A 7,945-nucleotide genomic window follows, 5' to 3' on the forward strand; every position below is an offset into this window, starting at 1 on the left:
GCGCACGAACCGTGCGGGGCCCCACGTCGTACCCGGGGGCCGCTCAGGCGGCCACCAGCGCGGCCGGACGGCCCGCGTGCATGGTGGACAGGTGGTCCGCCAGCAGCTGCGGGTCCTGGCCCAGCCAGAGCCGCACGGCGGCGCCGAGCATCACGCAGGACGAGCCGAGCCGCACGCCGGTGGTCTGCGCGATGCGGGCGGTCGCCGGCTCCAGCAGGTCGGCCAGCTCCCCCGGCAGCCAGACCAGCTGGGCACAGGGCGCCGGCGTGGTGAGCGCGGCCACCAGGCGGTGGGCGTCCGGGGTGCAGTGCAGGGTCGGCAGGACGTCCAGCAGGCCGTCCGCGACGACCTCGGAGACATCGCTGCGATGGCCCTGGGCGAGCCGCCGGAGCAGCGCTCTCTCCGCAGCGGTGATCCGGACGGTCAGCATGACCTCGTCGTTCTCCATGGCGGCCCCTCCTCGCGGCTTTCTGGACGTCCTGGTCAACGACCGGACGGGCGATCCCTCACGGTTCCCGCACGCTCGGCGGGTCAGACTCCGGCGTACGAGTGCTTGCCGGTGACGAAGATGTTCACGCCGTAGTAGTTGAACAGCCAGCAGGCGAAGGCCAGCAGCGCCAGGTAGGCGGCCTTGCGGCCGCGCCAGCCGGCGGTGGCCCGGGCGTGCAGGTAGGCGGCGTAGGCGACCCAGGTGATGAACGACCAGGTCTCCTTCGGGTCCCACTCCCAGTACTTGCCCCACGCGGACTCGGCCCAGATCGCGCCGGCGATGATGGTGAACGTCCAGAGCGGGAAGACCAGCGCGTTGATCCGGTACGACAGCTTGTCGAGGGTGCCAGCGGCGGGCAGCCGGTGCCAGACCGAGCCGAGCCGGCCGAGCGGCAGCTCGGCCGCGATCCGCCGCTCGTAGGCGTCCTTGCCGAGGTACAGCAGGGTGACCACGAAGCCCGCGTAGAACACGCCGCCGCAGATGATCGCGGTGGAGACGTGGATGCCGAGCCAGTACGAGTGCAGCGCCGGGACGAGCTGCTCGGAGGCGGTGTAGAGCACCGTGACGGCCAGGCCCAGGGTGAGCAGCGCGGCCAGGACGGCCGGCAGGCCGAGCCAGCGGACGTTGCGCTTGGCGACCAGCAGGCCCAGGTAGGCCAGGATCATGGTGAGGGCGAAGGCGCACGAGAACTCGTACATGTTGCCCCACGGCCAGCGCATCACCGACAGGCCGCGGCTGAGCACGCCGCCTGCGTGCAGCAGGGCGCCGAGGACGGTCAGCGACACCGCGATCCGGCCGGCCAGGTCGCCCTTCTCGCTGCCGCCGGCGGCGCCCGGGCCGTCCTGCCCCGCGTCGTCGCTGCGGCCGCTGGTGACCACGGTGGCGCCCGCGTCCGCGAGCGCGGTGCGGGTGAGCGTGGTGGTGCCGCCGTCGGCCGTGGCGACCGTGACGGTGACGCTGCGGGAGCCCTTCGCGGCCTCCTGGGCGGCGGACAGCGTCTGGGCCAGCCCGCCGGCCTGCTCGGCCGAGCGGACCGCGACGGCACCCTTGCTGCCGAACGTCCACTCGAAGAGGTGGGCGAACATCGCCAGGGTGTACACGGCCATCGCCGAGTAGATCAGCTTGTTCGAGAGGTCGGCCAGCTGCGGGTCGACCGAGGCGAGATTCACCGTCTACTCCTTGGAGTCCGGGTCTGCGGGGGTTGCCGGTGCGGTTGCCGCCGGTACGGGGGTGTCGTCGCCGGCCGCGTCGTCCAGGGCCGGGGCGTCGCTCTGGAGGTCCACGGCGAGCTCGGCGAGCTCCTCCGCGGTCCGGGCGGACTCGCTGCGGGCCAGCCCGGCGACCTCGACCAGGGTGGCGCCGTCGGGGCCGGCCGTGGCCCGGACCCAGATCCGGCGCCGCTGCACGAACAGCGAGCCGATCAGTCCGAGGATCGCGCAGACCGCGCCGAGCAGGGCGATCGTGTTGCCGGGGCGGTGCGAGACGGAGAACTGCGCCCACTGGCGGTAGCCGTCGAAGGTGAGGGTGCCGTAGCCGTCCGGCAGCGCCCAGACCTCGCCGGGCTTGAGCGCGGCGCTCGCCAGCTTGCCGTCCTGCTTCAGCTGGGTCATGTGGGCGGTGTCGAGCTGGTACACGTTCTGCGGCAGGCCGGAGTCGGTGCCCAGGTCGCCCGCGTACACGGTGAGGATCAGCCGGGGGTCGGCGGCGGCCGGGAAGAGCGAGTTCCAGCCCTTGACCATGTCGGGGGTGATCGGCGAGGTCGGCGAGAAGATGCCGGAGAAGCCCAGCTGGGTGCGCTTGCCGTCCTTGTCGCCGTAGTCGCTGACCTTGAAGACGCCGACCGAGGTCAGGTTGGAGTCCTGCGGCAGGAACGGCGTCGGGCCCGAGTAGACGACCTCGCCCTTGGCGTTCTTCACGGTGACCACCGGCGCGTAGCCGTGGCCGTTGAGGAAGACCTTGGAGCCGTCGATCTCCAGCGGGTGGTTGACCTGGATGTCGCCCTTGGTCAGCTTCTCGGAGTCGCTGCCGTTCCAGTACCGCACGTGCGCGGTGAACTCGCGGGCGGTGCCGATGTCCGCGCCGGTGGTCTGGTAGCGCGCGGTGAAGCTGTCCAGCTTGAAGCCGAAGGCCTGGAGGTCGTCGGTGGTGTAGAACCGCGAGCCCTTGAAGTCGTCCAGCTGCGTGGTGGTGTTGGCGAAGCCCTGGCCCTCGATCACGATCTTGCTGCCCGAGCCGGCGGCGAGACTCGCCCAGGCGAACCCGGCCAGCAGCGCGAACAGCGAGAAGTGGAAGAGCAGGTTGCCGACCTCGCGCAGGTAGCCCTTCTCGGCGGCGACCGCGCCGCCGGCGAGGTTCGCCCGGAAGCGCCGGCGCTTGAGCAGCGCGTGCGCGGCGGCGGAGACCGCCGCCGGGTCCGCGTCGGTGCGCCAGGCGGCGTACACCGGCATCCGGGTGAGGTTGCGCGGGGCGGCCGGCGGCTGCGCGCGCAGCACCCCGACGAACTGCCAGGTGCGCGGGACGATGCAGCCGGCCAGCGAGACGAACAGCAGGATGTAGATCGCGGAGAACCACACCGAGCTGTAGACGTCGAACAGCTGGAGCCGGTCGTAGATCCCGGCGACGCTCTTGTGCGCGGCCTTCCAGGTCTCGACCTTGAAGGAGTCCTCGCTGTTCTGCGGGATCAGCGAGCCGGGGACGGCGGCCAGCGACAGCAGGAAGAGCAGGATCAGCGCGACCCGCATCGAGGTCAGCTGCCGCCACATCCAGCGCAGCCAGCCGCGCACGCCTATGCCCGCCGGGGTGTCCGCGGCGGAGTCCTCGGGGGCGCTGGTCAGGCGCTCGGCGGACGCGTCGGACATCTCGTCCTCGGCCGGTCCGGTCTTGGTGTCGCTCACGGTCAGATTCCGATCGAGAAGTCGTCGGTGAGGTACTGCATCTGCTGCACCATCGCGTCCCACACACCCGTGACCAGCAGGGCGCCGACGACGACGAGCATGCCGCCGCCGATCCGCATCACCCACTGGTAGTGCTGCTTGATCCAGCCGAAGGCGCCGAGCGCCTTGCGGAAGGCCAACGCGGCCCCGACGAACGGTACGCCGAGCCCCACGCAGTAGACCGCCATCAGCAGCGCGCCGCGCCCCGCGCTGGCCTGGTCGGTCGAGAGGGAGAGGATCGCCGAGAGCGTCGGGCCGATGCACGGCGTCCAGCCGACACCGAAGACGACGCCCAGCAGCGGGGCGCCCGCCAGCCCGATCGCGGGCCGGCGGTGCGAGCGCAGCTCCCGCATGGTGAAGCCCGGGAGCAGGCCCATGAAGGCCAGGCCCATCAGCACGGTCAGCACGCCGAGCACGGTGTCGATCAGCCGGACGTGGTCCTTCAGGACGCTGCCGAACTGCCCGAACAGGGCGCCGCCCGAGACGAAGACCGCGGTGAAGCCGGCCACGAACAGGAGCGAGCCGAGCAGCATGCGCCCCCGGCGTGCCCCGCGCGCGTCGGAGAGGTCCGCGGCCGAGAAGCCGGTGACGTAGCTGAGGTAGCCGGGCACCAGCGGCAGCACGCACGGCGAGAGGAACGACAGCAGTCCGGCCGCCAGGGCGATCGGCACGGCGAGCACCAGGGCGCCGCTCGCCACGGTGTCGTTGTACCCGATGGCGCCGGCCAGGGCCGCGCTCACTGCTGCTCCGCCAGCACCGGCTTGATCATCGCCTCCAGGTCCTCGCTGGAGAGCGCCCGCATCGCGCGGGCGGCCAGCCGGCCCTGGCGGTCGACCACGATGGTGGTCGGGATGGACTGCGGGTTGAGGCTGCCCTTGGGGAAGCGCAGGATCTGGGCGCCGTCCGGGTCGTACAGGCTCGGGTAGGTGATGCCGGTCTCGTGCTCGAAGCGGACGGCGTTGGCCGGGTCCACGTCGCGGGTGTTGATGCCGAGGAACTGCACGCCCTGCGCCTGGTACTTCTGGGAGACCTCCTGGAGGTTCTTGCCCTCGGCGCGGCACGGGCCGCACCAGGAGCCCCAGATGTTGAGGACGACGACCTTGCCCTTGAAGTCGGAGAGCGCGACCGGCTTGCCGTCCAGGGCCTTGCCGGTGACGTCCGGCGCGTCGGCCCGGCTGCCGGCGCCGGCCGTGGCGATGCCGCCCTTGCCGGTCACGAAGCCGGTCTTGCCGCCACCGGCCGCCTGGCCGGTGGAGGAGCAGGCGGTGAGCGCGAGTGCGGCCGCGGCGCCGACGGTGGCGGCGAGGCGGAGGCGGCGGTGCGGCGTCCCAGACATGTGAAAAGTTTCGCATGGGACTTTGGGCAGATTTGAGGGGGTCCGACGTTGCGCGTCGGACCCCCTCTGACCTGCGGTTCTTGTACTTATGATCCGCTTAAAGCGGGCAAATCGCCGTGCCGTGGCCCACGGCTCGCGGCGGGCTCAGGCGCCGAAGCTCTTGCCCACCGGCTTGCCCTTGCCGCCCTTGCCCACCAGGTGCGCGGGGAGCAGGTCGCGGGCCGGCTCGCGGTAGCCGATCGAGACGATCCGGTCGCCCTCGAAGGTGAAGCTGGTCAGCGAGGCCAGCGAGCACTGCCGGTTGCGCGGGTCGTGCCACAGCCGGCGGCGCTCGGCGAACGAGCGGACGATCCAGATCGGCAGCTGGTGGCTGACGCAGACCGCCTCGTGGCCGCGGGCGGCGTCCCGGGCGGCGCCGATCGCGCCCATCATCCGCACGACCTGCTCGATGTACGGCTCGCCCCAGGAAGGCCTGAACGGGTTGGTGAGGTACTTCCAGTAGCCCGGGTTGCGCAGCGAGCCGTCGCCGACGCCGAAGGTCTTGCCCTGGAAGATGTTGTCCGCCTCGATCAGCCGCTCGTCCGAGGCGACCTGGAGGCCGTGGGCCTTGCCGATCGGCTCGGCGGTCTCCTGGGCGCGCTCCAGCGGCGAGGCCACCACGTGGGTGATGTCCCGGTCGGCCAGGTGCTCGGCGACCCGGTCGGCCATCTGCCGGCCCAGCTCGGAGAGGTGGTAGCCGGGCAGCCGCCCGTAGAGGACGCCCTCCGGGTTGTGCACCTCGCCGTGCCTCATCAGGTGGACGACGGTGGTCTCGGTCACTTGGTCTCCTCGGTGGCCTCGGCGGCCGCGCGGGCGGCCGCGGGCAGGGCGGCGGCGATCCGCTCGATAGCCCGCTCGTCGTGGGCGGCCGAGACGAACCAGGACTCGAAGGCCGACGGCGGCAGGTAGACGCCCTGGCTCAGCATCGAGTGGAAGAAGCCGTTGAAACGGTACGCCTGCTGGCGGCGCGCCTCGTCGTAGTTGGTGACCTGCTCTTCGGTGAAGAACACCGAGAACATGTTCCCGGCCCGCTGCAGCCGGTGGGCGACGCCCTCCTCGGCCAGCGCCGCGGTGACCAGGTCGCCGATCTGACCGGCGACCCGGTCGACGGTGGCGTACACCTCGTCGGTGCAGCCGCGCAGCTGGGCCAGGCCCGCGGCGGTGGCGATCGGGTTACCGGAGAGGGTGCCGGCCTGGTAGACCGGGCCGGCCGGGGCCAGGTACGCCATCACGTCGGCGCGGCCGCCGAAGGCCGCGGCGGGGAAGCCGCCGCCCATCACCTTGCCGAAGGTGAGCAGGTCCGGCGCCCAGCCCTCGCGGGCCGCCTCCAGGCCGTACCAGCCGGCCTTCGAGACGCGGAAGCCGGTCATCACCTCGTCGGAGATGAAGAGGGCGCCGTCGGCACGGCAGATCTCCGCCAGGCCCCGGTTGAAGCCGGGCAGCGGCGGCACGACGCCCATGTTGCCGGGCGAGGCCTCGGTGATCACGCAGGCGATCTCGCCGGGGTGCGCGGCGAAGGCGGCGCGCACGGCGTCCAGGTCGTTGTAGGGGAGCACGATGGTGTCGCCGGCCTGCGCGCCGGTGACACCGGGGGTGTCGGGGAGCGCGAAGGTGGCGACGCCGGAGCCGGCGGCGGCGAGCAGCGCGTCCACGTGGCCGTGGTAGCAGCCGGCGAACTTCACGATCTTGGCGCGGCCGGTGAAGCCGCGGGCCAGCCGGATCGCCGACATGGTCGCCTCGGTACCGCTGGAGACCAGGCGGACCTGCTCGACCGGGGCGACGCGGGAGACGATCTCCTCCGCGAGCTCGACCTCGCCCTGCCCGGGCGTGCCGAAGGAGGTGCCGCGGGAGACGGCCTGCTGGACGGCGTCGATCACGGCCGGGTGGGCGTGGCCGAGGATCATCGGGCCCCAGGAGCACACCAGGTCGACGTACTCGCGGCCGTCCGCGTCGGTCAGGTAGGGCCCGGTGCCGGACACCATGAAGCGGGGGGTGCCGCCGACCGCGCGGAAGGCCCGCACCGGCGAGTTCACGCCGCCCGGGGTCACGACGGAGGCACGCTCGAACAGCTCCTGGGAGTGCGGGGCCTCGTACGGATAGCCGGCCGGGCCGGCGTGCGGGCCCGTGCTCGGGGTGGTCTGGGGGGTGCTCACGGGGTTGGTCACCTGAACATGCTCTCAAATCGTGTCCTTGACCTCTGCATGCCGGACCCGATCATCTGGAACGATGATCCGTGTGCTGCTGCCTCGGCCTGCTGCGCGGACGGTACGGTGGTCCGTACGACCGTCGCGACGGAATCCGGCGGTGTAGGGCGGCACAAGACGGGTAAGTGGCACGTTCGGGAGGACACCGGGCGTGCGGGGGTCTGTCGATTCCGGCGAATTCCGGTGAGGATGGTCCGAGTGTCCGAGGCGCAGGACGGCTTCGAGGAGGCCGCGGGTAGCTCCCGTCGGCCTGCCGGGGCCGCGCACGGGGGTACGGGTACGGGCAGGGGAAAGCGGGGAGAGGGGCGCGTGGGAGTCACCTACAAGTACTTCGGCGCACCTGATCGTGCCACCGCGGCCAGAGTCCCGACCGCCCTCGGGCCCGGGGGTCTCGGCCTGGACGCGGGCGAGCTCGGCTCGCTCGGGCGGCTCGGCGACCTGATGGAGACCAGCGGCTCGGAGAACGGCCACCTCTCCACCAAGATCAAGCCGGAGACCATGAGCGCCATGGTCCTCACCGGCATCCAGGGCGTGCCGCTGCACCAGGTCCCGCCGCTGGAGCTGGTCGTGCTGCACCCCGACTACGCCGTCGTCCAGCTGCCGCACAACGTGGTCGAGCCGCTGCGCAAGGCCGACGAGACCCAGCTCGGCGCCGCCGCCTTCATCTGGTCGACGGTGCCCGACCGCCGCGGTCCGCGCGACGCCTTCGTGATCTACACGATGCTCCACGAGTGGCAGGACTTCGCCAACCGCCTCCACGAGGCCGGCCACCAGCTGTACTGCCTGGTCTGGCCCTGACCGGTGCCGCCGCGCCCCCCGGCGCGGCGGGCCCCCGCCGCGAGGTTGGGGGTGGGCGGGGCCCCGGGGGGCCGGGGGGGGGCCCCCCGCCCTCGGCCATGGTCTGATCGGCATGCGCGAGCGGGTCGGCATGGTCAGCGGCAGC

The 7,945-nt window shown here is 72.2% G+C and carries 8 protein-coding genes; 1 reads left to right on the forward strand and 7 read right to left on the reverse strand.

What is annotated here, in order from left to right; all coding sequences use genetic code 11:
• Positions 1 to 43: 43 nt before the first annotated feature.
• From ACFV0G_RS29960 to hemL, 7 genes are all read right to left on the reverse strand, one after another.
• Positions 44 to 448: a hypothetical protein gene (locus tag ACFV0G_RS29960; RefSeq protein ID WP_380554830.1), complete on the reverse strand. Its 405-nt coding sequence runs from the start codon at positions 446 to 448 to the stop codon at positions 44 to 46.
• A gap of 83 nt (positions 449 to 531) precedes the next feature.
• Complete coding sequence (gene ccsB, locus ACFV0G_RS29965) at positions 532 to 1,659, reverse strand: c-type cytochrome biogenesis protein CcsB (protein ID WP_380554832.1); 1,128 nt, start codon at positions 1,657 to 1,659, stop codon at positions 532 to 534.
• A 3-nt stretch (positions 1,660 to 1,662) separates the two neighbouring features.
• Positions 1,663 to 3,384 carry a cytochrome c biogenesis protein ResB gene (locus ACFV0G_RS29970; RefSeq protein WP_380554834.1) on the reverse strand — a complete coding sequence of 574 codons (1,722 nt, stop codon included), beginning with the start codon at positions 3,382 to 3,384 and terminating at the stop codon, positions 1,663 to 1,665.
• A 2-nt stretch (positions 3,385 to 3,386) separates the two neighbouring features.
• A complete protein-coding gene (locus tag ACFV0G_RS29975; RefSeq protein WP_380554836.1) occupies positions 3,387 to 4,163 on the reverse strand; it encodes a cytochrome c biogenesis CcdA family protein in 777 nt (258 codons plus the stop codon).
• Positions 4,160 to 4,759 (reverse strand): TlpA family protein disulfide reductase, encoded by a 600-nt coding sequence (locus ACFV0G_RS29980; protein ID WP_380554838.1) that lies wholly within the window; start codon positions 4,757 to 4,759, stop codon positions 4,160 to 4,162. The genes ACFV0G_RS29975 and ACFV0G_RS29980 overlap by 4 nt, the downstream gene beginning before the upstream one ends.
• A 144-nt stretch (positions 4,760 to 4,903) precedes the next feature.
• The gene (locus ACFV0G_RS29985) at positions 4,904 to 5,551 is read right to left on the reverse strand and encodes a histidine phosphatase family protein (RefSeq protein WP_380554842.1); all 648 of its coding nucleotides are present in this window, start codon (positions 5,549 to 5,551) and stop codon (positions 4,904 to 4,906) included.
• A gap of 23 nt (positions 5,552 to 5,574) precedes the next feature.
• The gene (gene hemL, locus ACFV0G_RS29990) at positions 5,575 to 6,951 is read right to left on the reverse strand and encodes a glutamate-1-semialdehyde 2,1-aminomutase (protein ID WP_380554844.1); all 1,377 of its coding nucleotides are present in this window, start codon (positions 6,949 to 6,951) and stop codon (positions 5,575 to 5,577) included.
• 240 nt (positions 6,952 to 7,191) lie between these two features.
• Between hemL and ACFV0G_RS29995 the strand changes: the two genes are divergently transcribed.
• On the forward strand, positions 7,192 to 7,800 hold the full coding sequence (locus ACFV0G_RS29995) for a hypothetical protein (RefSeq protein WP_380554840.1): 609 nt from the start codon (positions 7,192 to 7,194) through the stop codon (positions 7,798 to 7,800).
• The last annotated feature ends 145 nt before the right edge of the window (positions 7,801 to 7,945 follow it).

This window comes from Kitasatospora sp. NPDC059571, assembly GCF_042735675.1.
In the GTDB taxonomy this organism is placed as follows: Bacteria; Actinomycetota; Actinomycetes; order Streptomycetales; family Streptomycetaceae; genus Kitasatospora.